Annotated in this window: 22 protein-coding genes; 7 read left to right on the plus strand and 15 right to left on the minus strand. The window is 56.1% G+C overall.

The window, feature by feature from the left end; genetic code table 11:
* Positions 1-55: 55 nt before the first annotated feature.
* Complete coding sequence (locus Mal52_RS28590) at positions 56-340, plus strand: hypothetical protein (protein WP_145380307.1); 285 nt, start codon at positions 56-58, stop codon at positions 338-340.
* Positions 341-707: 367 nt separating this feature from the next.
* Entirely contained in the window at positions 708-962 is a 255-nt protein-coding gene (locus tag Mal52_RS28595; RefSeq protein WP_145380308.1) for a hypothetical protein, read from the plus strand.
* A 210-nt stretch (positions 963-1,172) separates the two neighbouring features.
* Here Mal52_RS28595 and Mal52_RS28600 read toward each other — a convergent pair whose 3' ends face one another.
* Positions 1,173-1,703, minus strand: a complete 531-nt coding sequence (locus Mal52_RS28600; RefSeq protein ID WP_145380309.1) for a hypothetical protein — start codon at positions 1,701-1,703, stop codon at positions 1,173-1,175.
* 211 nt (positions 1,704-1,914) lie between these two features.
* Between Mal52_RS28600 and Mal52_RS28605 the strand changes: the two genes are divergently transcribed.
* From Mal52_RS28605 to obgE, 4 genes are all read left to right on the plus strand, one after another.
* Positions 1,915-2,511, plus strand: coding sequence for an anthranilate synthase component II (locus tag Mal52_RS28605; protein WP_145380310.1), 597 nt, complete (start codon positions 1,915-1,917; stop codon positions 2,509-2,511).
* A gap of 5 nt (positions 2,512-2,516) precedes the next feature.
* Positions 2,517-3,755: a molybdopterin molybdotransferase MoeA gene (locus Mal52_RS28610; protein ID WP_145380311.1), complete on the plus strand. Its 1,239-nt coding sequence runs from the start codon at positions 2,517-2,519 to the stop codon at positions 3,753-3,755.
* A 101-nt stretch (positions 3,756-3,856) separates the two neighbouring features.
* A complete protein-coding gene (lnt, locus tag Mal52_RS28615) occupies positions 3,857-5,680 on the plus strand; it encodes an apolipoprotein N-acyltransferase (RefSeq protein ID WP_145380312.1) in 1,824 nt (607 codons plus the stop codon).
* A 41-nt stretch (positions 5,681-5,721) separates the two neighbouring features.
* The gene (obgE, locus tag Mal52_RS28620; RefSeq protein WP_145380313.1) at positions 5,722-6,729 is read left to right on the plus strand and encodes a GTPase ObgE; all 1,008 of its coding nucleotides are present in this window, start codon (positions 5,722-5,724) and stop codon (positions 6,727-6,729) included.
* Positions 6,730-6,760: 31 nt separating this feature from the next.
* Here the strand turns inward: obgE and Mal52_RS28625 are convergent, their stop codons facing one another.
* From Mal52_RS28625 to Mal52_RS28680, 12 genes are all read right to left on the minus strand, one after another.
* On the minus strand, positions 6,761-7,495 hold the full coding sequence (locus Mal52_RS28625; RefSeq protein WP_145380314.1) for a sulfite exporter TauE/SafE family protein: 735 nt from the start codon (positions 7,493-7,495) through the stop codon (positions 6,761-6,763).
* Positions 7,492-7,941 (minus strand): hypothetical protein, encoded by a 450-nt coding sequence (locus tag Mal52_RS28630; protein ID WP_145380315.1) that lies wholly within the window; start codon positions 7,939-7,941, stop codon positions 7,492-7,494. The genes Mal52_RS28625 and Mal52_RS28630 overlap by 4 nt, the downstream gene beginning before the upstream one ends.
* Positions 7,942-8,001: 60 nt before the next feature.
* On the minus strand, positions 8,002-10,218 hold the full coding sequence (locus tag Mal52_RS28635; RefSeq protein ID WP_145380316.1) for a heavy metal translocating P-type ATPase: 2,217 nt from the start codon (positions 10,216-10,218) through the stop codon (positions 8,002-8,004).
* Positions 10,215-10,412: a hypothetical protein gene (locus Mal52_RS28640; RefSeq protein ID WP_145380317.1), complete on the minus strand. Its 198-nt coding sequence runs from the start codon at positions 10,410-10,412 to the stop codon at positions 10,215-10,217. The genes Mal52_RS28635 and Mal52_RS28640 overlap by 4 nt, the downstream gene beginning before the upstream one ends.
* Before the next feature lie 10 nt (positions 10,413-10,422).
* The gene (locus Mal52_RS28645) at positions 10,423-10,764 is read right to left on the minus strand and encodes a hypothetical protein (RefSeq protein WP_145380318.1); all 342 of its coding nucleotides are present in this window, start codon (positions 10,762-10,764) and stop codon (positions 10,423-10,425) included.
* Positions 10,761-11,456 (minus strand): cbb3-type cytochrome c oxidase subunit II, encoded by a 696-nt coding sequence (locus Mal52_RS28650; RefSeq protein ID WP_145380319.1) that lies wholly within the window; start codon positions 11,454-11,456, stop codon positions 10,761-10,763. Before Mal52_RS28650 ends, Mal52_RS28645 begins: the two co-directional genes overlap by 4 nt.
* A 79-nt stretch (positions 11,457-11,535) precedes the next feature.
* Positions 11,536-12,915 carry a cbb3-type cytochrome c oxidase subunit I gene (locus tag Mal52_RS28655; RefSeq protein ID WP_145380320.1) on the minus strand — a complete coding sequence of 460 codons (1,380 nt, stop codon included), beginning with the start codon at positions 12,913-12,915 and terminating at the stop codon, positions 11,536-11,538.
* On the minus strand, positions 12,912-13,556 hold the full coding sequence (locus Mal52_RS28660) for a hypothetical protein (protein ID WP_145380321.1): 645 nt from the start codon (positions 13,554-13,556) through the stop codon (positions 12,912-12,914). The genes Mal52_RS28655 and Mal52_RS28660 overlap by 4 nt, the downstream gene beginning before the upstream one ends.
* An 87-nt stretch (positions 13,557-13,643) precedes the next feature.
* The gene (locus tag Mal52_RS28665) at positions 13,644-14,747 is read right to left on the minus strand and encodes a c-type cytochrome (protein WP_197534541.1); all 1,104 of its coding nucleotides are present in this window, start codon (positions 14,745-14,747) and stop codon (positions 13,644-13,646) included.
* Positions 14,748-15,201: 454 nt separating this feature from the next.
* The gene (locus tag Mal52_RS28670) at positions 15,202-16,638 is read right to left on the minus strand and encodes a DUF1501 domain-containing protein (protein WP_145380323.1); all 1,437 of its coding nucleotides are present in this window, start codon (positions 16,636-16,638) and stop codon (positions 15,202-15,204) included.
* Positions 16,639-16,665: 27 nt separating this feature from the next.
* Positions 16,666-19,869, minus strand: coding sequence for a DUF1553 domain-containing protein (locus Mal52_RS28675; RefSeq protein WP_145380324.1), 3,204 nt, complete (start codon positions 19,867-19,869; stop codon positions 16,666-16,668).
* Positions 19,870-19,896: 27 nt separating this feature from the next.
* Entirely contained in the window at positions 19,897-20,613 is a 717-nt protein-coding gene (locus Mal52_RS28680) for a GntR family transcriptional regulator (protein WP_197534542.1), read from the minus strand.
* A gap of 401 nt (positions 20,614-21,014) precedes the next feature.
* Between Mal52_RS28680 and Mal52_RS28685 the strand changes: the two genes are divergently transcribed.
* Positions 21,015-21,449, plus strand: coding sequence for a CBS domain-containing protein (locus tag Mal52_RS28685; protein WP_145380325.1), 435 nt, complete (start codon positions 21,015-21,017; stop codon positions 21,447-21,449).
* Between the two features lie 96 nt (positions 21,450-21,545).
* Here Mal52_RS28685 and Mal52_RS28690 read toward each other — a convergent pair whose 3' ends face one another.
* Both Mal52_RS28690 and Mal52_RS28695 read right to left on the minus strand, forming a co-directional pair.
* Positions 21,546-22,784 carry a sialidase family protein gene (locus Mal52_RS28690; RefSeq protein WP_145380326.1) on the minus strand — a complete coding sequence of 413 codons (1,239 nt, stop codon included), beginning with the start codon at positions 22,782-22,784 and terminating at the stop codon, positions 21,546-21,548.
* Positions 22,785-22,898: 114 nt separating this feature from the next.
* The gene (locus Mal52_RS28695; RefSeq protein ID WP_145380327.1) at positions 22,899-23,399 is read right to left on the minus strand and encodes a PilZ domain-containing protein; all 501 of its coding nucleotides are present in this window, start codon (positions 23,397-23,399) and stop codon (positions 22,899-22,901) included.
* Between the last annotated feature and the right edge of the window lie 207 nt (positions 23,400-23,606).

Genomic DNA, 23,606 nt, shown 5'->3' on the forward strand with positions numbered 1-23,606 from the left:
ATTTAAGATCGTTTTGACAATTCACGACAGACGTTTTTTTTCGGGAGAAAGAATTATGTCACGCGTAAAAATCGAAGACTTGTCCGTCGAACGCACTATGGACGAAGGCGAAACCAACGACATTGTCGGTGCTGGGCATCACGGTCATGGACATCATCATCATGGTGGCCATCGTCGGCGCGGTGGTTGGGGCCCCCGTGGTGGATATTATCGTCGTCCGCGATATCACGATACCAGCCACTTTCACTATCAGCCGGGTGGTTATGTGCCGCACGGCAACCACTACCACTATGTGCCGGGTCATTACCGCCTGCATCGCCAGGGGCATTGGCACTACTAGGCCGTCCACAGAATTGCGGCCAAAGGCTAATTAATAATGAGTTCATGAGCAGCCGCCGGTTCGCGCCGCGCGGCTTTCTTCGTATCCGTAATTTGCCGGAAGCCAAGCCTATCACGGCCCGCTGGGGCATGAGAAACTGTACCGTTCAGGCGAACCTTACCAAATCCGCAGCCGGACGGGACTGCCTGATTGCTGCAATCTGACGCTCTACCGGCGGCTTGCTCACTTTTTTGGCAACTGTTTGAAGATGTCTCAAAACTGAGTCGATAATTGAGATGGAACAATTTTCGTTGTCTTCGCGTCCGCAGGTGGTCGGGAGCGTTTAAGGCTCTATCTTCCCTCGGGCCGCATCTAAGAGGTCCTTGAAATGCTAAGATCTGTTTTTTGCTCCGTAGGGCTGTTTGTCCTGCTCTGGGGGGCCGCGTTTCTGATGATTGACAAAGTGACGCTGAATATGGAGGAAGCCCCCGGTGCTCGGAGCGGATTCCGCGGTATGTTCAGCAGTGTGGGTATCAAACAAAAGCGAGAGTTCGACCCGCCGGAATGGGCCGCATTCAGTTTGATGTCGGTGGGAACCGTCACAATGCTGTACTCCGTGGCCTTGCCGAAAAAACCTGGTTAATAGCCCGCTAAAAAAAGGGTGCCACTGGCGGCTCGTCCGCCAGTGCAAACCGCGTGACCATCAAGTACACCGCTGGACCAGCCAGCTGTAACACCCACGATCGGGTGCCCATGACTTGATGACCGGCTATTCAGCTTCACGTGCAGCTCAGTGAGACAGAAGAGAAACCGGCGACGACGAGGAAACTCGCGCCCGCCGGTTTTTCTATTGCTACTCGTGTTGTGAATCCGGACCAGCGTATTTGTTGCCGCGCCAATCCCATTGGCCAGTCGGATACACTTTGGTAAAGGAGTCTGAACCGTCGTGGTAATAGACTTCGAACGTCTCCCGATCGTCAGCGACCCAGTAGCCATGTGAAATCAGGGCGTCTCGATTCGCGCGCCCATGAGCAGGCAAGTCGCTTGGAAACGGCGGTCCCTCCTCCGCAAGTGCCGAATACGTTTGGGTCAGGTATTGCTTGGTCGCATTCATGCGGTATGCAGTCCCGATGAATGGAATCGGCGCTACGAATAAGGCGGCGATCACGAGGGCGACAAGGTAATTGCGGACTGCAACTTGCCGCATAATTCCGGCAATGGCGCCTCCGAAACAAGCAACCGTGAACACGAAACCGCAGATTGCGAGATTAGCGAGAGCGTAACCTTTGTCGTGAACAGTAGCGAAAGTGTGCCGCCAGGCCAAAATTGCAAATGTCGCCGTTGCAACACCCAGGATCATGCTGCCGATGATGTGTCGACGCATAGCTTTATTTCTCGCCAAATACTGGAAGAGGATTGTCCTTGTTCACCGGGCCTCCTCAAGCGATATTATTATCCCTGCCCAGTAGATGCCTTTGCCACTAGTGGTCTCCCCCTGCGGATGTTAGCATAAATGAGCACCGGCAAATTTGAAAATAGCCGGTGGTTCTCTAAACATCGTAGCGATATTTTCGCCCCTCGTCCGACGCACAGCAATGATATTCATTCTCGACAACTACGATTCGTTTACCTACAACCTCGTCCAACGGTTGGGGGAAATCGACGCGACGCTCGATATTCATGTCGCTCGCAACGATAAGACCTCCATCAAGGAAATCGAAGCGTTGCGGCCGGAGCGGATTATTATTTCGCCTGGTCCTTGCACGCCGCACGAGGCGGGACTGTCCAAGGAAGTGGTCGAACATTTCGCACCGCACCTGCCGTTGCTGGGGGTCTGCTTGGGGCATCAGTGCATTTGCGAAGTCTTTGGTTGGCAGGTCGTCCGTGCGGAACGTTTGATGCACGGCAAGGTCTCGCAGATTCATCACGATGGCGAAGGGGTCTTTGCCGGTTTGAACAATCCCTTTGAGGCGACGCGCTATCACAGTCTGATTGGCGATCCGACGGATGCTCCTGAGGATATTGTCGTGACTGCCTGGACTGAGGATGAGGATTTCCCTCGCGAAATCATGGGGGTGCGGCATCGGGACTATCCGCTGCACGGCGTGCAATTTCATCCGGAGAGTTTTTTGACTTTTGAGGGGTCGCAACTGTTGCGGAACTTCTTAGACATTCCCAGTAAAAAACAGTGACGACGATGTTCACCGTGGAACAGGCGCTGGACGCCATCATCGCCGAAGTTGCCGCCCCTGTCGCGGCGCGCGTACCGCTCGGCGAATCACTGGGCTTGGTGTTGGCTGAGGATATCGACAGCGACGTCGATACACCGCCGTTTGATAAAGCACTGATGGACGGTTACGCCGTGCGTGCGGCGGATGTGACATCGGGTCGCGCGGAGCTACGATTTTTGGAAGAGGTCATGGCGGGGCAAGTCCCCACACGGGCCGTTGAGCCGGGATGGGCGACGCGGATCATGACCGGTGCTCCTCTTCCTGCCGGGGCCGATGCGGTTGTGCGTGTCGAAGACACACAATTCCGCGACTCCAAAGAACCAGCTGTAGTCGCAATCGACGGTGCTCCCGTGACGGTCGGGCAAAGTATCATGCGACAAGGCACGTCGACACAGCGAGGCCAGCGCGTGCTGAATTCCGGCACGCCATTGCGCCCGCAGGAGATCGGCACGTTGGCGGAATCGGGTCGCGATCAGGTGGCGGTCTATCATCGTCCCCGCGTGGCAATTTTGGCAACGGGGGATGAATTGGTTCCGGTGAATGAAATTCCGCAACCGGGACAGATTCGCAATTCCAATGAGTCGATGTTGGCGGCGCAAATACAACGTGCGGGGGGTGAACCGGTCCCGCTAGGAATTGCCCGCGATGAGCGCGCCAATCTGCGGGAGCGGATCGAAGCGGGTCTCGCCTGCGATCTGCTGCTGCTTTCGGGCGGCGTTTCGGCTGGAAAATTGGACTTGGTTCCTTCGGAGCTACAAGCTGCCGGGGTGCGACAGGTGTTTCACAAGGTGCGTGTCAAACCGGGAAAACCGCTCTGGTTCGGCGTGAGCGAGCGATCCAAAAAAGATGCAAACCCTATCCATAAAGGATGTTATGTGTTCGGGTTGCCTGGAAACCCGGTCAGTAGTATGGTTTGCTGCGAAATTTTCGTACGGACGGCACTGCGCCGGTTGTTGGGGATTGAACCACAGCGACCGTTGGCTGTGTCGGCACGGTTGGAACATGAGTATCGCCACCAGGGAAATCGTCCGACGTATCATCCGGCTCAAATGGAATCGAGCCTGACGGGGCGCACGGTTTCGATTGTCTCCTGGCAGGGTTCGTCCGACTTGCGGGCGACCACGGCGGCGAATGGTATGGTCTGTTTCCCCGCCGGAGAAGCTGTGTACTCCGCGGGGACGGTCATGGACGTCTATCCTTGGTAAGGCGAGTCGTCTATTATTCCCGGCCACATGGCATTTGAGGGCCATCGTCAAACGATATGCTCCTCTGAAAAAATTGAACCTCCAAGGATGGGAACTCGCGCATGTCGCCCGAAATCATGACGTTGCCGCAATCGAAATCACGTCTTCCGAATACTCCAGCGGCGAACACAGCGGATCCGTCGACCCGTGCGTTCATCGAAGCGGCACGGGCACAACCGGCCCCGATGCGTGCGGCGCTGGCCGCCGGCGGTTTGACCAGTTTGTTGGCCTGGGCCAGTTTTACACCGCTGAATATCAGCCCTTTGGGCTGGGTCTGTTTGGTCCCATTCATTCTGCTGGCCCGCATTGAGCGGCCCACGCGATTGATGTATCTGGCGACCTACCTCACCGGTTTAGCATTTTGGCTGCCGACGCTGCAGTGGATGCGGTTGGGGCATGTGACGATGTATACCGCTTGGTTGGCGCTGGCCGTGTATATGGCGGCCTATTTTCCGGTTTGCCTGGGTTTAACGCGGGTGGCCGTGCATCGGTTTCGCATTCCCTTGGCCATCGCCTTTCCTGTGGTCTGGGTCGGACTGGAATTGGTCCGCGGGCATTTGCTGACCGGTTTTGGTTGGTACTATTTAGGACATTCGCAGTACCGTTGGTTGGAGTTGATTCAAATCAGCGACGTCGTCGGCGCTTACGGCGTGAGCTTTGTGATGGCAATGATGTCGGCTTGTGTGGCGTTGATCATTCCGCCGCGGTGGTTGGCCAAGTTGCAATTGCTGCCGCCCAACGACGCCAGTCCCACACCACAAACGATATTAACGATCCGGGCGCGGGGCATTGTGCTGTGTCTTTCTGTATTTGTGGCGGTGGTTGGTTATGGGTATTGGCGACGCAGCGCTGCCGATTTCGACCGGCATCCCGCACCAAAAATTGCCGCCGTGCAGACCAATGCCACGTCGGAAGTGAAACACAATCCGAAACAAGTGGAAACGATCTACAATTCGCTGCGGAAATTGACCGGTTCGGCTGTGTTGGAAAAACCGGACCTGATCGTTTGGCCGGAGACGATGTTCCGTTGGCCGCTGTTCGAAGTAGCAAGCAACGTGTCGCCGGCGGATTTGGAAAAGAGTCTTCCCAAGCAGGATTTGGAATTTTTGCGCGGCCTGGAAGTCAAGCAAAACCTTCATAAACTGAGCCAAATGGCCGATGCCGCAATGGTCATCGGATTGGAAACGGTGGCAGTCGATCAACATGGCATGCACACCTACAATTCCGCCGCTTTCGTGAGTCCCGACCGGGGACTTGCCGGCCGGTACGACAAATTGCATCGCGTTCCTTTCGGCGAGTATCTGCCGTTCCAAGAATCCATGCCTTGGCTGAAGAATTTTTCGCCCTATCCGCCTGATTTTGGGATCACGGCCGGAGCGAAGCCGCAATCGTTTGAGCACGATGGTATCCGCTATGCCCCGGTAATTTGCTTTGAGGACACGGTTCCACATGTGGTGCGTGATGTGCTGTTGGCTTCCGAGGAGACGGGCGTGACCGGCAAACCGGTCGATGTGTTGTTGAATCTGACCAATGACGGGTGGTTTCACGGGTCGAGCGAGCTGGATCAGCATCTGATTACGGCGGCATTTCGCTGTGTGGAGAATCGTACGCCGATGGTTCGGTCGGTGAATACTGGGATTTCGGCGATTATCGACGGCGACGGTGCGATTCGCTCGCGGGCGGTCAATCGCGAAACCGGTCGCGAAAAACAGGTGGAAGCAGTCCTGGTGGACTATGTGCCGTTGGACAGTCGCCGCAGTTTGTATTTAGCCAGCGGTGATTGGTTTGCCGGAAGTTGTGCATTTTGCTGCGGATTTCTGGGCATTGCGGGATTGCTGTCGCGGTGGATTCCCAAACGGGTCGGTGCTCGCCATAATGAGGGTTGATCGAGAAATCCCTACACTGCCATTAACCCCCGGTTCCACGTATGTTCGTCGACGAAGTGATCATCTATGCCAAAGCCGGAGACGGCGGCGACGGGTGTCCCAGCTTCCGTCGGGAATCGAAGGTGCCACGGGGAGGTCCGGATGGCGGCGATGGTGGTGATGGCGGGAGCGTTATCGTCCAGGCTGAGGAAAACGTCAACAGCCTCGCGAATATCGCCGGCCATCGGCATTGGAACGCCGAACGGGGCGGTCATGGCGAGGGGAAACTCCGCACGGGCCGCAAAGGCAAGGACGCGATCATTCTCGTGCCTCCCGGGACGCTGGTCCGCGACTTGGCGCGGGGACATCTGCTCCGCGACCTGAAAGAGGTGGGCGATTCGGTCATTATCGCCAAAGGAGGCCGAGGGGGACGGGGCAACAAGCATTTCGCCACGGCCGTACATCGTGCTCCACGCGAATTCGAACCGGGTACAGTGGGAGAAGAGCGCAAAGTCACGCTGGAGTTGAAGGTGATCGCCGATGTGGGTTTGATCGGCAAACCGAATGCCGGCAAATCAACGCTACTCAGCCGACTCTCCCGCGCGCATCCGGAAATCGCCAATTATCCCTTTACGACGAAATTCCCCAATCTGGGTCAGGTCCGCGTTGGTTTTGATCGGCAGTTTGTCGTGGCTGATATCCCGGGACTGATCGAAGGGGCGCATAGCGGCGTGGGCTTGGGGCACGAGTTCCTCAAGCATGTGGAACGCACAAAGATTCTGGTGCATTTGATCGAACCGGACCCGCAGGACCAAACGGATCCGTTCGACAACTACCGGCAGATCCACGATGAATTGCGTCTCTACGATGCGACGTTGATCGAACGCCCGGAAATTATCGTCGTCTCGAAGTGCGAACTGCCCGGCGCAGCGGAGTTGGCCGAATTGATGAGCGAAGAGCTTGGCAAACCGGTCCTGCAACTCTCGGCGGTGACCGGCAAGGGGTTGCCAGAGCTGATTCAAACCATTCTCGCAACCATGGACGCGAATGACGACAACGACGCCTTCTGAGCGTACCTGTCGGTGAATCCGATTGCGAAGGTTACGGTGTGGGCAGGGCCATGGGGATTGCGACGGTCGGGCTGTCGCAGACGGGGCAATGGTCGGTGGCGGGTTGGTCCCAGTAGCCGGTTCCCCGATACACGGCTGATACGCCGGTCAGGATGACGCAGACAGCGGCGATCTTGAGCAAGCGGGTCCGTGCGGCGACGCTGAGCGCGGTTGCACCGGCACCGGTCAGCACCATGATCGGTATCGTGCCGGCGCCAAAAACAGCCATCAGTGCCATTCCGCCGGACATGGTTCCCAAGCTGGCAGCGAGGGCCAGAAATGCGTAGACCAATCCGCACGGGAGGAAGCCGGTGAGCAAACCGGCGATGAAGACATTCCAAAGTCCGGGTGCCGTCAAGAATGATCCAAAGAATGAACGGGCCAAACAGGTCGCGCTCTTGGTGTGCGATTTTCTCCAGACCGGGAGCCAACCGGCGGAATGAAACCCTTGGACGACGAGCAACACGCCGGCCACGATTGAGAGTATCGCCTGCACATTCACCAATCCGCTGTCGGAGTGGTTCAACCGCACGCCGAGAAATCCGACCACCGCACCGGCGAATGTGTAGGTGAAAATTCGGCCCAGGCTATAAATCAACTGTCGGCCGAGATTGTTTCTCCAGCTTGTCGCTCCCATGCCAATCGACAGCGCAAACCCCCCGCACATGCCGACGCAGTGCGACGAGCCTAAGAATCCCGCCAGAAATATCAGCGGCCATTCCATCATCCGTAGGACTGCTCCCGTGTAATTTCTAGGCAGGCATTTCGCGACTGGAGTTGTGCCGACTCGAATTCTGGTTTCTGAATCATAACCCACGCGGCAAACACAAATCCGCCGACAATATGCAGCAGCACGATTAACAGGCCCACACCGACGATCGTCTGAATTCCATCATCCATGCGCTTCTTGGAACGAGAGAACTTGGTCGAGATCACGCCGCACACCCAACCCCAATGCATCATGACGTGCAATAAAATGCCAAGCCCCAAGGCGCACAAGATTCCGAATTGAATGCTCAACCAATGGCCATAGGTCGCTCCCCAGAGCAGCCAGCCGTTGGCGTTGGCCGGTGGAGGAAACACGAATTGGGTGATCGCAGAGACAGCGGCCAGGCAGAGGAACAGCACCATCAACAATGTGTCGAGCCAGAAGTTAAAAATCGTCTTGGACATGTGATTTGTGTATCAGTTGTTTTGAAAGTGATATTGGGTTCTCGCTGTGGAGGAACCGGTTTATACGGGCGTCATTGCCTTTTCGGGCATGGGACCGGTCGGCGTATCGTCGGCCAAAGCAGCGTCCTGAATTGCCCCATAAGCGACCTGTGATGATGAGTGATCACCGCCACTTGGGGATGCCGCGTAGTTGAGACGCAAGGAATTCGTAATCACGAAAAAACTACTCCCGGCCATTAACACGGCGGCCCAGGCGGGGTTTAAGAGGCCGCAGCAGGCCAGCCCGACTCCCACCGTATTGTACCCGACCGCCCAGGCGAGGTTCTGCCGGATGATGCGGACAGTTTGCCGCGACAGTTGTAGGATCCAAGGAATACTGGCCAAATCATCGCCCAGCAAGCAGACAGCGGCCGCCTCGCGCGACACATCAGCGCCGCAGCCCAAGGCAATGCCCACATCGGATGCGGCCAAGGCGGGTGCGTCGTTGATTCCATCGCCGACCATGGCGACCGGACCGATGTCTCGCTGGGCGGCGGTGATGGCGGCGACCTTGTCTTCCGGCAGGAGTTCGGCTTGTACGTTGAGCGACAGTTGTTGCGACAACGTTTGCCCACGCGCTGCGTGATCCCCGGTGAGCACGCCGACATCGAGTCCTTGACTGGCAAGTGCTGCAACCACTTGTCGAGCATTTAAGCGCAAGGATTCGTCGAAAAGAAACACGCCGCGAATCTCTCCCCCCCAACCGACGTAGGTCATCGGAGCATCGTTTTGATTCGTGTTGCGAATTTGCTCCTCCAGCGAGGCGCTCAGCGTCAGTCCCCGCTCAAGCAGGAAGCGCAAGCTGCCCAGATAGCAATCGCTGTCCGAGGCATCAATGCGGCCCACGACTCCGCGTCCGGCCAGGGATTGAATGCGATCCTGGGCATGCGGTGTGGAATTCACGTTGGCGAATTCAATGATTGCTGCGCTCAGCGCGTGTGTGGACGATGCGGCAAGAATGGCGGCGCGGTGCAGTATGAGTTCCCGGTCCCCTGCGTAAAGGAATTTTGAAACCGGCAGGCAACCGGTCGTCAAGGTGCCGGTCTTGTCGAAGCGAATCGCCCGCACGCCGGCGAGTTGTTCCATCGCCATTCCACTGCGAAACAACACATGCGCTCGCGCTGCTGTTCCCATGGCCGCCCAGACCGCCAACGGCGTCGCCAGGCCCAGCGCGCAAGGACAGGCGATCAAGACAACTGACAACCCCGCCAGCAAACCACGGTCCCAGGAATAACTGAGTCCGTGATAGAGACAGGCTGCCGTTGCCACGACGATCATCACCGGAAAAAACCAACCTGACAAGGTATCAGCCAAGCGTTGATACCGCCCTTTGCTGAGCCGGGCTTGGCGAACGAATTCAATCAGTCGGCTCAATGTGCCGACGCCCGCCGGCGATGTGACTGCGATCAAGACATCACCATCCAGGTTGAGCGTTCCTCCCAACACGGAGTCGCCAACCTGTTTTTCCACAGGGCGGACTTCACCGGTCAGCACCTGTTCGTCGACCGAAGTTTCATTTTGCAGAAGACGGCCATCCACGGGAAAACGCTCACCCGGCAGAACGCGCAGCGCGTCATTGATGGCGACTTCGGACACCGGGACGGTCCGCACTTCACCGTTGTGGATCAGACGCACGGTTTCGGGGATCAGTTTCTCCAGGGCGTCTAAAGCGGTGGTGGCTTTCAGACGTCCGGCCGCCTCCAGCCACCGTCCCAGGGTGACCATTACCAGCACCATGCAGCCGACTTCGAAATAGACGTGCCCTTCTCCGCGAAACACCGAAACGCCGGAATAAAGGTAAGCAGCCGCCACGCCTGTGACCAGTAGCAAATCGGTCGACAAGACACGGCGCTGTAGATTGTCGAGGGCGTTTTCTGCCAGCGGGATGCCCAGCAAGAAAAGCACCGGTAATGCGCAAATCAGACAGATGTAGCGGAACAGGTCGGCCAGTGATCCGGCCAATGGTTCGCTGGGATTGACATCGTAAACGTCGTAGGTCCACAGCGCCATGGTAAAGACCATCACGTTCATCGTGAAGAAGATGGCGACCCCCAGTCGGGTCAGCGTCCAGCGCACCGCTCCCTCGTCGTTGCGTTCCTGCGTGACTGCAGCGGCAAATCGACAGCCGAAACAACAATAGCGCGGCTCAGTGTCGTCCTCCTCCGGCCGGTGCGAGCCCCACCAAGGATCCGGAACGGGCAGTCCACAAAACTCGCAGGCGTTCCGAGGATCGGTCATGGCGGCGAGAGCACTTCCGTCTGCATGTTCGGCAGAAAATAGGTGACGGCGTAGTACACGATGAAACACCAAAACAGCACCCAAAGCAACCGCACATACCAGGGGATGGCATTGCCGGTGTAATGGTGATAGCGCTGTTCTTGTTCGACGGATTTATCGGGAAGTTCGACGGATTTATTGGGAAGGTCGGACATGCTCAACTTCCTAAGTCAGATTGTGATCCGGAGCATTTGCGATTGGGGTATGCTGCTGTTGTGCTTCGTCTAGGCGTTGTTCGGTCTGCAGCATCGTATACTTGGGGCGTTCGACGTCTGTAAACATCCCTTGCGCCATACCCCAGCACAGCAGACAGAAAAACCCCAACCCGGCCAGCAAGTAGTTCATGATCGGCGAAATCGCGAATACGCCGTCGGAACTGCTGCGGAACAAGGCAATGAATTCAATGAACTTGGTTCCAAAGCCCCACAAACTGGGGACGAGAATCACCACGGCCAGTATGCAGGTGATGATGAATTGTCGCCGGGAGTTCGTACCTGTTGATTTCATGATTCGTCCTCCTCTTCCTCTTCGACCACGATCTCCGGAGCCGGTTCGTATTGCTCATACATAGGATAGCTTTCCAGCCACGATCCGAGCCATTGGACGTAAGTGATGATGGCCAGACCACGACGGGTGGGACGATCGGGCGAGCCGTCGAAAAACCAGGGATATTCCGGCATCGGTGAATTTTCCGAAAGATCGCGCGGCCGAAAGAAATGTACCGCATGCCAATCGTTGGAGCGCCGGCCCCCTTCGCGGGACAAATCGGGACCGACACGCCGCGTGCCGAACATCACCGGCATCTGCAGCACGTTTTGATACTCTTCTTGTTTGGAAACCGGTCCCCAGCGTTCCTCTTCGTTCGAGACCGGACGGATAAACTGGCTGTGGCAGTGCCAACACCCTTCGCCAACATAGAGTTTGCGTCCCAGCAGCAGTGCCTCGGCGCACTTTTCGTTCAGCCAGGCGTCTTGATCCGCGATGTCTTTGGGCGGTTCCCCGTAAGCGGCCTTGAATGATTCGGGATACCGCGCGGCGAGATCTTCGAATTGGTACCGCAGGTTTCCATTCACCAATCCTTCGACCGGCGTCGGTTCTTCTTGGTACATCAACACCGGCACAACTGCGTTGGAGACAAACGCAATTCCGAAAAAGAAAAGGCCGGCAATGAGCAAAACGCCCGATTTGCTTTCAAACATTTCCTAGCTAGTCCTTCACACGGGAAGTCACACCACGGCCGTCATATAAAACCGGGATTTTGTTAGGGTCTGATTCCAACTATGCCGTTTGCGTCTTTGCAGACTGCAACGTTTTGCGGAGGTTATACAACAACACCAATTGACCGGCGAACATTCCTAAGCCGGCAAAGACACGCAACGTCCAAAATGGGAATGAAGCAGTAATAGAAGCATCCCACGGCTGTAACGACGCCCAAAAGTAACCTTGGAACAATCCCGCCAACGTCAGATCGCCAACCATGACCGTGAGGCTGACGGTAGAGAGCCAATAATGCCATTCGCACAGCTTGCGGCTATACCATTCCACACCCAACAGGCGGGGGAACAGATAGGTCATGATGCCGAACAACCACATACTGAAGACGCCGAACATCACCATATGGGCATGGCCCACGACCCAGTCGGTAAAGTGAATGACCTGTTGAAAGGTCAACGTGGTTTGCATCGAGCATTGCAAACAGGTCAAAAAGTAAAACACCATGCCGGTATAAAAATAGCGCACCGGAAGGTTCGTGACGACCATTCGTCCTGATCCTTTGAGCGTGCCGAAGAAGTTGATCACGACTGTGGTGACCACCAACTCAACGGCAACCGTCGACATGATTGCCCCATACTGCAGGAACATGGGGATTGGCGTATACAGAAAGTGGTGGATGCCGTTGAGCGGATAGAAAAATGCCAGCCCCCAGAATCCGACCAGTGACAGTCCGTGACTCCAGATCGGCTTTTGCAACAAAATCGGCACAAAATAGTACATCAACCCCCAACCCAAGGGAGTCACGAACAGTCCCACCAAGTCATGAATGAATAGGCCGCCCACCGCACCGGCGCTTGTGCCAGCGACGAAGTATTGGGGAACAAAGTTGCCCATCGCATAGGTCATGAATGTCCAGACAAATGCGGCCAAGAAGTACCACAAGGTGACATACATCGGCCCTTTGACCTGCAGAATGGGGGTCATGAAGTTAATCGCGACCAGCAACAGTCCCAGTTGTGCGGCCGGATCGATCCAGACCGGGGTTTCTCCCCATTCCAGCCCTTGTGCTTCGCCGAAAATAATCCCGACGGCTGTCGCGCCGACGACGAGTTGCCACGCGACAAAAATCGTGTAAGACAACCAGCGGCTTTGCACAGGTCGCAACGTCAACCGCGGCACAGACCAATGTAGCGCTCCTAAAAATGCGTTGGCCAAAAAACCGTAGGCGATGGCATTGGTATGCAGCATGCGCCACCGGCCGGGCGAGAGGAGCTCGATTCCGTTGAGGGGATTCCACTGCACCAATTGCAGCGCCATCAACAAACCGGCCAGCATGGCAGCTGTCATAAACGTGAGCGCCGCGTAGAAATACCAACAGACCAGTTGCGTTTCCACCAGGGGCCCGCTGAACTCGGCTTCCTCGTGTTTTACCACCTCACTCATGACTTCTCCGTCGGACGTTGATACGGAACGAACTGGCCCAGGGGATACAAGACCGCGATTGTTAGCCCAAACACAAGATGCGTGACCGCCGCCACCCACGGCGGAATCAATTCCACAATCCAATTCCCGCCGAATAGTGCCGGCTGTAGCCAGGACAAAATGGCGTAAAAATTAATCAACCAAACCACGATCGACAGGGCCGCCGCCACGCCGTATCGCATCAGGGTCGACGCATTTTGAGTGAGCCGGGTTAATGCAAGGTAAAACGGCACGCCTAACAACATCCCCGTTGCCAAATACAAGCAACAGCCAATGGTCAGAATCAAGCCGTTGCTGACCGTGTAGACCTTCTGAGTCTGGTCAGCTAGCAGTAACGCCTTTTCACCCAGCGGAAAGGTGAGATAGACGCAAATCAATTCCAGCGGACTTTTGCCAACCAACGGTGCACTGATCACATTGACCAACAAACTCGTGGCGGCTCCGAAGATCCCCAACATGAATCCGCTGGTCGCATAGTAGGCGGTGTAATAGCCCGTCGGCTGCCACGGAACAGTCGTGTGGGACTGTTCAATTTCCGATTCGAGTCTTTCAACCCGTTCTTTGAGCTGTTGTAGCTCGGCTTGTTTTTCGTGATCGTCCATGGACGTCATGGCCTCAAAGTTTGGTGACCGGCCGGGCCGGATTGTTCATTCCAGTGCAATCTGGTTTCAATCAGTGTTTGGCGTGTTCTATTCCTGCGATTGATCATCGGTTTGCGCGTCGTCTTCCTGTGTCCCTTGGGGATAAGGAGCAAACGTGAATTGGCCGACGGGGGGAACTTGTCCCGATCGCCGTTGTCCCGAGATTTGCAGCACATAGGCCACCAATTTCCAGACCAACTCGGGGTCCTCGCGTATCTTGGCCGATGTCCCAAACCCCGGCATCGGTGTGCCGTTGATGCCATTGAAGACCCGCCGGTAGACGTCCACCGGTTTCGATCCGCCGCGCAGCATGCCCGATGTCAAATCGGCCGCCCGGGCAGCGTGTCCCCACATATCTTTTAGCGGCGTTTCGACGTTGGCTGCCGTCTGGCCCCGGCCGTCGCTGCCGTGACAATTGGCACAGCCGACATCGGGACTGGTGAACAATTCCTTGCCGACAGCCACGTCCTCAGCGGTAAATTCGGGCAACGGCGTTAAGGGCATCACCTCGGTGAAATGTGCCATTTCCCAGCTCTCGTCGATATAATCCACCAATTCCTGGACGATCTCCGGATCGATTTCCGGCTCATCGGGGTCTGCTTCTTGTACCAGTTGCGATTCCAATTCGCCGCGCTTGGAAAGAGCGATCACATAGTCGACAACCGCTTCCAAGTCGGCTTTGGGGAGTCGCGCAAACGAGGGCATTGATGTTCCCGGAATGCCTCGTCGCAATGTATTCAGCAAGTCTTCGCGACGGGGCTTGGAACCGTAGGGGGTTGAAGTGAATTTGAAGATGCCTCGGCGGTAATCGCGCGGCAGGGGGTAAAGGTACTTTGCCTTGGGGCCGCGACCATCCCCACTGACGCCGTGACATTGCGAGCAGCGCTGCATATAAATTTCCATGCCGTGCTGCAACTGCTTTGTGTCAAACGACTCATCACCTAGCATTTTGGGGACTTGCGGCGTTCCACTGTGTGTCCGCAATGCACCCCGAATTTGGATGCGCAGCTTTGTATCGAGCTGACTTGTTTCATCGTTCAACTCAAAAACCGGCTCCGCTGCGCGCTCACAACCGCTGACCGCGACCAGCAGCGCAAGCAACGAACCGGCCAGCAGTGCGGACCGCGAATTGGGTCGAAAGTTGATACTCATCAGTGACATCCGGCAAAAGTAATCAAGGCGGGGCATGCGGGATCGAACCGGTTGCGAGACTCGGTTCCGGCAATCGGTTGGCAGGGAGTCCCTGTCCCTCTGCGAGGCATTTTGAGGGGTTGTCGCCATTCGCTGCTGCCGATTTCGATCAACCACGGTGCCTCCATTTCTATTCAGTCTGCTCATATGCGGACTCGTCGCAGGCCATAAAATTTAAAAACGAAAAAAGCCCCTGAGGTGCGCGTACGCTCCTCAGAGGCTGTCATAGCTCGTATTAGGTGGATGGTTCTGCCTTCGTGACAGAAACATCATCGCTGGATAAATTACCCTGCGGCCGCTGACGAAGTCAAGGGATAACCCACTCGCAAAATCGCGCCGGAAACACAGTGCCGAATCGGATTGGCGATTTCCGTGTCTCAGAGGCCCGCATAGGGTCCCCATGACTGAAACGACGTTAGGCCAACAAATCCTTGACGACGTGTGCCGGCAGAACGCCAGTCAATTTTTGGTTCAGTCCTTGGAATTTGTAGCTGAACTGTTCGTGATCAAAACCGAGCAGGTGCAAAACCGTGGCGTGGAAGTCACGGATGTGCAGTGGATCGCGGACGATGTTGTAGGAAAAATCGTCGGTTTCGCCGTAGACCGTCCCCGGCTTGGCGCCGCCTCCCGCCATCCACATGCTGAAACAGCGCGGATGGTGGTCGCGGCCGTAATTCGTTTTCGACAAGCTGCCTTGGGAGTAGATCGTGCGTCCGAATTCACCGCCCCAAATCACGAGCGTTTCATCCAGCATGCCGCGTTGTTCCAGGTCTTCCAGCAAGGCATAGCAAGGCTGATCGACATCCTTGCATTGGTCCGGCATCCGTCCGCCGACGTTGCTGTGGTGGTCCCAGTTGTTGTGGTAGACCTGAATAAAGCGGACGCCTCGTTCAGCCAGCCGGCGAGCCATCAAAGCGGTGTTGGCAAAGGATCCCGGTTTTTGGACATCCTCGCCGTATAGATCAAAAATGTGCTTGGGCTCGGAACTCATATCGGTCAGTTCCGGAACACTGGCTTGCATGCGAAAGGCCATTTCGTATTGCTGGATCCGCGTCTGGATTTCCGGATCGCCCAGTGCGCCGTAATTGATCTCGTTGAGACGATTCAGACCGTCAATCGATTTCTTGCGGAGTGCATCGGGAACGCCGGGAGGATTGTTAATGTAAAGAATCGGATCCCCCTTGCTGCGGAACGAGACCCCGGCGAATTGGCCCGGCAGGTACCCGCTGCTCCACAATCTTGAGGAGATCGCCTGTTCTTGCTCACGATTGCTGGGAACCGCCACCAGGACGACAAAGGAGGGCAGGTTTTCATTCATCGTCCCCAAGCCGTACGAGGCCCAAGAACCGAGACAGGGTCGCCCGGTCACTTGGTTGCCGGTTTGCATGGCGGCGATGGCTGGTTCGTGGTTGATGGCTTCGGTGTTCAAACTGCGCATCAAGCAGATGTCGTCCGCTTTTTTGGCCATCCACGGCAGAAGTTCGGTGTTCATCCACATCCCGCACTCACCGGCTTGGCTGAATTTGAACCGTGACGGGGCGATTGGGAAGCGCGCCTGCCCACTGGTCATCGTCGTCAGTCGCTGCCCTTTGCGAATGGAATCCGGCAGGTCTTTGTCGTACATCTCCTGCATAGCCGGCTTATAGTCGAACAGATCCATCTGCGCCGGTCCGCCGACCATGTGCAGATAAATCACGCGTTTGGCCTTGGGCGCGAAGTGCGGACCGACGGGCTGCGCGGCGGGAGAACCGATGGCCGATTGTCCGAGCATCGACATCAGAGCGGCGCCGCCGACGAGGTTCTTGCCACTTGTCAAAAACCGGCGGCGGGTGATTTCATCGATTGTATTCATGGTTTGACCTTTGCGATTGACGTCAATTTATTTGTTCAGCGCTTCGTCAAGATTTAGGATTTGATTGGCCAGCAATGTCCAGGCAGCAAGCTGAGCGGCATCCAATGTTTCATCAGCTTTTGACTCCCCGACGGCAATCAAGGCCTCTGCGTCTTTTGGATGCGATTGATAGTACGCCAGGAAGTCGTTGAGGTCCTTTTGCACAATGGACTGTTCTCGTCCGCGGACTGGACGACAGAGCACTTGTCGGAAGAGATGATCAATGGATTTCTGATTATCGCTATCTCCTGCTTTCAACGCGCCTTCAGCCAGACGACGTGCCGGCTCGACGAATTGTGGGTCGTTGAGTGTGACCAACGCTTGCAGCGGGGTGTTGGTCCGTTCGCGACTGACCGTGCAGAACTCACGACTCGGTGCATTAAACGCATCGAGGTTGGGTGGCGGAGCCATTCGTTTCCAAAAACTGTAAACCGTGCGACGATACAAGTCGTCCCCGTGGTCTTGTACATATTTGCGAGTATTGCTGCTCGGGAGACCCACGATGTCCCAAATGCCTTCCGGCTGGTACGGCTTGACGCCCGGACCGTACATTTTTCTCGAAAGCAGGCCGCTGGTGGCCAGGGCATAGTCGCGCACCATTTCGGCATCCATCCGAAAACGTGGACCGCGTGACAGCAGGGTGTTGTCACGATCGATTTCCAACTTAGCCGGTGTGGTCACAGCTGCCTGTCGATAGGTCGCGCTCATCAGTATCTGCTTGAAGAACTGTTTGACGTTCCAACCATTTTCGCGGAAGTCGACTGCCAGCCAATCCAGCAATTCCGGATGGCTGGGTGCAGCGCCCATCACTCCGAAGTCTTCCGGAGTGACGACAATGCCTTGCCCGAAGAGTTGCTGCCAGAATCGATTGACGGTCACGCGTGCTGTGAGTGGATTCGCCGGATCGATAATCCATTGCGCCAGACCCAGGCGATTGTTGGGAGCACCCTCGGGTTGCGGATGCAGTCCCGATGGTGTCGCTGCCACCACCTTTTCGCCTAGCTGGTCATATTCCCCCCGCATAAGCACGAAGCCGGTGGGTGGCGAATCCATTTTTTCGCGCTGAATATGCGTGACCGGACTGCGTGCGCTGATCGCTTCGCGTTCGCCTTCCAATCGAGAGACCGTTGCCATGAGCGCTGGATACTCGGAATCAGCGGTGATGAGATAATAGTCAAACAGCGCCTTCCGTTGTTCCGCAGTCCGCTCCTCTGCCGCTGTGGCGAGGATAGATTTGATTGCAGAAATCTCTGCGATTTTCTTCACATCCGCAGCGGGAAGTGCGCGATTGTAGATGCGGAAATCTTGAACCGTACCACCGTCAAACACGTTTGCGTCGCTTCGGCGACCGATGCGTAGAGGAGTCTCTGTGCGGAGGGTGGCGTCGGGCTTCAATGTGTTTTTATCGACCTTCAGCTTCTGCTCCACACCATCGACATAAATCTTGACGCCACCCGGTTTGGCGGTTCCATCGTAGGTCAGGACGACGTGCTGCCATTGCCCGGGCTTGACCACTTTTTCTTGCGTCACAACTTTGATCGCGTTCGCCGGCCATGCATCGACAAGGTGAACGGCTAAGGCGTTGCCGTTTAACCACAGGTCCCAACCACGGAACCCGCTTTTTTCATCCATGCGGGCAAAGATGCTGCTGGGTTGTCCTTTGTCACCCACCTTGATCCAGGCTCCGCAACTGAAGGGCTGGTCCTTTTCAAAATCGCCGAGTCCACCCAGATCGAAAGTCGCTTCGGGGGTCAGCACGGCAGCTGGGCCGAGTTTGCCGTCGGTGCTCCAAGTCACCTCACCGGTCGCCGGGAATTGATCGGGATTACCAGCAAGGTTTTTCGCCGCGTTACCCGTGCCTTCATTCAACGGAGCGTGCACGACAAGTCCGTCGGTGGAGATATCACTGCCTAACGATTCAGGAGTCGTCTTCGCCAACCAATTATCAAAGTCACCGGTCGCTGCTTGCTTGCGTGCATCGCGCTGTGCGGTGGCTGCGGCGATTTCTGCAGGAAGTGCCTGCCAGCGCGATTTGTCTTTTTCAGCAGGCACGATCAAGACCGGACCGCGTCCGTCTTTGACGTTTCCGTCTTTGGCCTGTTGCGTTGTGTTGCGAAAGTAGGCTGCGAGGGAGTAATAATCTTTGGCGGTGAAATCGTCGAACTTGTGATCGTGACATTGGCTGCAATTGGTGGTCAGTCCCAGATAGACCCATCCCAATGTCTGAACGCGATCGGCGGCATAGAGCGCCAGATTCTCCTCATCGATCGTCCCCCCTTCGTTGGTGGTCATATTGCACCGCTGAAAACCGGTGGCAATCAGTTGATCATCGGTTGGGTTTTCTAAGAGATCACCGGCAAGTTGCTCCACCGTGAATGCGTCAAAAGGTTGGTTGGCATTGAATGCCCGAATCACCCAATCTCGATACGGCCACATTTCACGATAATTGTCAAAATGTAATCCGTGCGTATCGCTGTAACGAGCCGCATCCAACCAGTAGCGGGCCCGGTGCTCGCCCCAAGCGGTCGACTTCATCAGCTTGTCGATCCAATCCGATAGGGCAGCATCTTGCCGCGCCTTGTAATCCTTCACAAATGCATCCGCATCTTTTGGCGCGGGAGGCAATCCGGTGATGTCCAGATGCAATCTGCGGAACAATGTATGAGGATCGGCCTCGGCCGCTGGAGTTAAGCCATTCTGTTCCAACTTGGCCAGCACGAATTGATCGATGGCATTCTTGGCCCAGCCTGCTTGCTTCACTGGCGGTGGCTGTTGACGTTCAGGAGCAATGAAAGACCAGTGCTGCTGGTACTCCGCCCCTTGCGCGATCCATTTTTTAAGGATTGTTTTCTGCGCAGCGGTCAGAGTTTTTTTGGACTCCAACGGAGGCATTACGAGGTCGGCGTCGTCGGTCAGGATACGGGCGATTAGCTCGCTTTTATCCGGCTCGCCGGCGGTGATCGCTCCCAGCTCGACGGCGACGTCGCGGTGGTCGAGGCGCAGGTCGGCTTTGCGGGAGGCGCTGTCCGCCCCGTGACAGGCAAAGCAGTTCTCGGCCAGGATTGGTCGAACGTCCCGATTGTACTCGATCGGTTCCGCAGCCCGGGCGGGCGCTGCGCATATAGAAAGAATTGACAGCAGCGCGGCAACCAATAGGGGCCATGCTCGATCAGTTTTTTCAGCAGTCTTCATTCCAAATCATCCTCGTTCGTCGACTAGTCATCGTGGCAGGCCACGACTCCAATACTTGACACCGCTGCGAATATGCCGCTCCATCGCTCGTGCAGACTGTTTGGCGTTGCCTGCAATGAGCGCGTCGACAATGGCCAGGTGTTCGCTGGCTTCTTCAGTGAATCGATAATAGTCGTTGATTGCAATGCGTTCGTCCCAAGCTGCGTCGCGAAATGCGCGAAACAACAGTTTGAGGCGGCTGATCTCCATCGCCAGAAATCGATTGCCGCATGATTCGGCGATTAAGTCATGCAGCGAGCTATCCAGAATACGCGCCTTCTCCACAAAGGAGCCGTTACGGCGTTTTACCTTTTCCATGCTCCGCAATGATTCGGCCAGTTCGTGCAAGCGGGTCAAATCGATCCGGCCACACGCATGTTGCGTTGCTTCGCATTCGAGTGCCCGTCGCACTTGGCAGACTTCTTCGACATCGGCAATTGATAACTGACGCACAACAGCGCCGCAATTAGGAGCGAAATCAATGATCCCGGTCCCCTCCAGCTGCACCAGCGCTTCACGAATCGGCGTCGAGCTGACCTGAAAACGTTGGGAGAGATCCTTGATGACCAAGTGCTGACCTGCTCGCAGCTTGCCCTGGAAAATCTCGCTAAGCAGCAACTCCGCCACCATTTTGCGCCGCTGCCCATGATCGCATTTCGTCTGGGGCCGGCAGGTTGCGGCGGGTACTCCCAGCATCCTCGTCATGGACTGGCTCCGATCAGCAAAAAAGGGGGGAATATCAAATATACGACGGAGCACTGCGGGTGCTCAAGCCTGGAGACCAGTAGTGCTGCTCGCGACCATAAGCGATCCCCAGGTGTCGTCTCCTATTGTCAACAACAAGACCAAGTCGCACAAGGCGATTATGCATAATCCTTTGATGATTGTCCATAATTAGCACGGGCTAGCTGGGGTGAGTCAACGCGATTCATGGGGGACAACAATTGCTACATGCGGTCTGTTTTATAAGGTTCTGCCGCGAAACATTTTTTTGACAGAAGCTGAATCTACCAGTAAGCTGAGCTTTGACTTATCGTTCAACGGCTTCAATCATATTCGTTGTCCCCCCATTTTTTTTCTCAACCGGCTTAAGGGATGCTGACCTAATGAATGCAAAAATCGCAGATCTCATGACAGAGAAAGTCATGTCGGCCACACCGCACCAGTCAGTCGCCCATGTGCGTGACGTGATGCAGTCGCACTCAGTGAATTGCATGCCGGTCGTTGACTCCGACGGTGCACCGGTAGGAATCGTGACCAGTACCGACGTCCTTCATGCCGAGAAAGATGGGACGCCAATCAGTCATATCATGACGGAGAAAATCTACAGCGTTCCGCAATATGGTGATGTCTCCCTCGCCGCCCGGATTATGGTCAATCACCGGATTCATCATGTGTTGGTGACGCATGAGGGACATTTGGTCGGCATCATCAGTTCGTTCGATTTACTCCGCCTTGTCGAGGATCATCGTTTTGTGATGAAGAACGCGCCTGACGTGTCGGCACGCGGCGGGAAACGCAAGAAATCTGAGTCCGTCTGATCTTGTACGTCCTGGGTGCTTAGCCGCGCATTCACGAATCGAACGAAGCGTTGTCGCGTCATGCGCAGAACGTTTGAAGAGACGTCGATCAAAATGTCAGGGCGCGACGAGTCGATTCGGACGGGACCAGATGACGCGGGCGACGAATAGCGCGCCGGTGGCGCCGCGCTTGTGGGCCATGGGACGTGCTTTGCCGAAAATCCCCTCGGACACGGTGACCCACGACTCTCCGGCGGTGATCGCGGCGGCTCCAAAGTTGCCAAGCGTTGCGCCCCGCTCGGGGACCAGAATCGTTTCTCCGGCGCGCTGCACCTGCAGCTTTTCAACGTCGACACGCCCGATAAACAGCGGAGCGCGATGTCGCATGATGTGGTCGTTGTTCGCGCCACGACGGGTGTAGACCAAAAACAATCCGTCGCTGTGCGCCAGCCAATGCTGTTGCGTGTTGTAACTGCCCAATTCGGTCCCATCGTCGAACGTCCAAGGCTTGAGTGGTTCGAAATGCAAACCGTCATCGCTCACCGTGACGTAGGCCTTGAGGTCATTGCGGACTGTGAGGTAATACCGATCACCGAATCGAATGAGCGATGGTTCGACAAGTCCGCGGACGACATCGAGGTTGAACTCCGTACCATGCTCCACATACACCAAGCGGTCACCCTCGACGCGGCAGCGGGCGACCATGACCGAGAAGGGAGACTTGCCGTCGGGACCGTAATAAAACGGCAGCAGCAGGCTGCCATCAGGTTCGACCAGCCATTGCGCGCAAGCGCAACGGGCAAAATTGAATTTCCGGTCCGCGGGCATTTCTAAAATCCGCCATTTCGTCCATTGGTTTTTATCGGGATCGAACAGCGAATAGGACGTTTGAGCGCTGCGGGTCTTGTCCTCAAGTTGTTCCCCCTTTTTGCTATAGCGAACCTGCGTGCCGATGGCGATCAACTTGCCGCTAGCGGCATGCCAACCCGGTGTGACATCGGCCACGGCCACCGCAACGCCGCTTGGTTCGCGTACCCAATCCAATTCGGGGATGGCGGTCGGACCGGTCCAGGACTTGCCCATGTTCTTTGTCTGCAAGATGCTGATACCGGAATAGAAATCCGAGACATGCAGATGCTTTTGCAGTGTGACGATGACTTTGGGCATGCCGTTGTCACCATAACCAGGGATCGCCGCAGCGCGGGGATGAAACCACAGGAACTTTCCGTCATCGTGTTCCAGGACTGTTTCGAGTTTGACCTGAAAGGTGAGCGGCACCTCGGTCTTGTCGTCTCCACGAGCGTTCACCGCTAGCAGAGAAAAAATCGTCATCGCGGCGAAACAGATTCTGCGCATGTCAAGTTCCTGCATCCGAAAGGGGAAGGGAATGGCGAGACCACCATTTTTGACAGGCTATCAAAAACGGCGCGCAGAGTACCAGTCAGTATGTCGCTGGAGGACCGGGCCGATTTACCACCGCGGTATCTCGTTCCAATCCAACTTCACATTGCCGGGCGAGGGAATCGGACGGAGAAACATTCCGCCGCTGTCGTAGGTGCCACGCCGAGTGAATCGGCACCATGTCAGCCGGACCAAGACGAATTGAGAACAACCGTTGGGAAGCTCAAAGCCAACTGCAACTTTCGTATGCGGCAGTGGTCCATCGTGGCTGAAGCCAACTCCGTGTGAGGAGATATCTCGTCCGGTCACCAGATACGCCTCGCCGGTTGGCTGTTCGGATTGCTCATCGATGTCGAATAGGGCAATCGATTTGTTGAACGGGACCCGGTGGTTGTTGCGACGTTCAATGGAGTCGATCGGATGCTGCCATTGGGTGAGAATGTCGCGCACCAGAAACTGCACTTCGTCCAATAGTTGTAGCGTCGATTGTCCGCAATCCAACTCGGCCACATCCATGGGCTCACGCATCTCATTGGATGGATCGATATCGGTCAGACTCGGATTGGCCATGCGAGTTCCTTGGGATATGGAGTATTGCTTGAGCTGCGTTCCCTGCCGGGCTGACAAGGTTTGTCAATAACTTCGCTTGAATGCAAGAAGTCGCAAGAGAAACCTAGCCCCTGCTTTCGGGCGGGGCAAATCGCCGGCGGGGCTGAGACTCCCAATCACGGGGAGCACGCCTCACCGCCGGTGATGCGTTGGGGAAACATCGCGCCC

The organism is Symmachiella dynata (assembly GCF_007747995.1).
Classification (GTDB): domain Bacteria; phylum Planctomycetota; class Planctomycetia; order Planctomycetales; family Planctomycetaceae; genus Symmachiella; species Symmachiella dynata.

Bases quoted from the DNA above. Each gene is read 5' to 3' on its own strand.
- Mal52_RS28675 (WP_145380324.1), bottom strand. From the start codon at position 19,869: ATGAAGACTGCTGAAAAAACTGATCGAGCATGGCCCCTATTGGTTGCC.
- Mal52_RS28670 (WP_145380323.1), bottom strand. From the start codon at position 16,638: ATGAATACAATCGATGAAATCACCCGCCGCCGGTTTTTGACAAGTGGC.
- Mal52_RS28605 (WP_145380310.1), top strand. From the start codon at position 1,915: ATGATATTCATTCTCGACAACTACGATTCGTTTACCTACAACCTCGTC.
- Mal52_RS28655 (WP_145380320.1), bottom strand. From the start codon at position 12,915: ATGAGTGAGGTGGTAAAACACGAGGAAGCCGAGTTCAGCGGGCCCCTG.
- Mal52_RS28635 (WP_145380316.1), bottom strand. From the start codon at position 10,218: ATGACCGATCCTCGGAACGCCTGCGAGTTTTGTGGACTGCCCGTTCCG.
- Mal52_RS28590 (WP_145380307.1), top strand. From the start codon at position 56: ATGTCACGCGTAAAAATCGAAGACTTGTCCGTCGAACGCACTATGGAC.
- Mal52_RS28640 (WP_145380317.1), bottom strand. From the start codon at position 10,412: ATGTCCGACCTTCCCAATAAATCCGTCGAACTTCCCGATAAATCCGTC.
- Mal52_RS28695 (WP_145380327.1), bottom strand. From the start codon at position 23,399: ATGGCCAATCCGAGTCTGACCGATATCGATCCATCCAATGAGATGCGT.
- obgE (WP_145380313.1), top strand. From the start codon at position 5,722: ATGTTCGTCGACGAAGTGATCATCTATGCCAAAGCCGGAGACGGCGGC.
- Mal52_RS28610 (WP_145380311.1), top strand. From the start codon at position 2,517: ATGTTCACCGTGGAACAGGCGCTGGACGCCATCATCGCCGAAGTTGCC.
- Mal52_RS28680 (WP_197534542.1), bottom strand. From the start codon at position 20,613: ATGACGAGGATGCTGGGAGTACCCGCCGCAACCTGCCGGCCCCAGACG.
- Mal52_RS28690 (WP_145380326.1), bottom strand. From the start codon at position 22,784: ATGCGCAGAATCTGTTTCGCCGCGATGACGATTTTTTCTCTGCTAGCG.
- Mal52_RS28650 (WP_145380319.1), bottom strand. From the start codon at position 11,456: ATGTTTGAAAGCAAATCGGGCGTTTTGCTCATTGCCGGCCTTTTCTTT.
- Mal52_RS28600 (WP_145380309.1), bottom strand. From the start codon at position 1,703: ATGCGTCGACACATCATCGGCAGCATGATCCTGGGTGTTGCAACGGCG.
- Mal52_RS28645 (WP_145380318.1), bottom strand. From the start codon at position 10,764: ATGAAATCAACAGGTACGAACTCCCGGCGACAATTCATCATCACCTGC.
- Mal52_RS28630 (WP_145380315.1), bottom strand. From the start codon at position 7,941: ATGTCCAAGACGATTTTTAACTTCTGGCTCGACACATTGTTGATGGTG.
- Mal52_RS28595 (WP_145380308.1), top strand. From the start codon at position 708: ATGCTAAGATCTGTTTTTTGCTCCGTAGGGCTGTTTGTCCTGCTCTGG.
- Mal52_RS28625 (WP_145380314.1), bottom strand. From the start codon at position 7,495: ATGATGGAATGGCCGCTGATATTTCTGGCGGGATTCTTAGGCTCGTCG.
- Mal52_RS28660 (WP_145380321.1), bottom strand. From the start codon at position 13,556: ATGGACGATCACGAAAAACAAGCCGAGCTACAACAGCTCAAAGAACGG.
- Mal52_RS28685 (WP_145380325.1), top strand. From the start codon at position 21,015: ATGAATGCAAAAATCGCAGATCTCATGACAGAGAAAGTCATGTCGGCC.
- Mal52_RS28665 (WP_197534541.1), bottom strand. From the start codon at position 14,747: ATGAGTATCAACTTTCGACCCAATTCGCGGTCCGCACTGCTGGCCGGT.
- lnt (WP_145380312.1), top strand. From the start codon at position 3,857: ATGTCGCCCGAAATCATGACGTTGCCGCAATCGAAATCACGTCTTCCG.